Raw genomic sequence first — 370 nt, forward strand, 5'->3', positions numbered from 1 at the left:
CTGCACTGTCTCCTGCTTCGTTTGTCACAATCGATCTGAAGCTATATTCCAGTCCGTTTGTCAGATCGCTAAAGGTATAAGTAAGGTCGTCCGCATTCTGCTCAACCGGTGCGCTCCAAAGATCATCCCCATCAGACGCTTTCTTCGCTTGAAACTTAATTTTCGTGACGTCCGATCCGCCGTTATTTTCCGGCAGTACGGCGGTTAGTGCTACTTGTCCGTCACCAGACACAGCCGTGAGCGTCGGTGCATCCGGAACGGTTACAGTACTCTCCAGATCAACCAAAGCGCCCGTGCCGGTCAGCGTGATTGAATAGGTCGTCGCGTCATCGTACGGCGCCTCAATCGGGTAGCTGGTGACAATGGCCAA

General features: G+C 53.0%; 1 pseudogene. It reads right to left on the reverse strand.

The features are described 5' to 3' along the window. Positions 1 to 370, reverse strand: a pseudogene (locus NIE88_RS22220) (hypothetical protein); the annotation flags it as partial.

The sequence above is a fragment of the Sporolactobacillus shoreicorticis genome (assembly GCF_024125445.1).
Taxonomy (GTDB): domain Bacteria; phylum Bacillota; class Bacilli; order Bacillales; family Sporolactobacillaceae; genus Sporolactobacillus; species Sporolactobacillus shoreicorticis.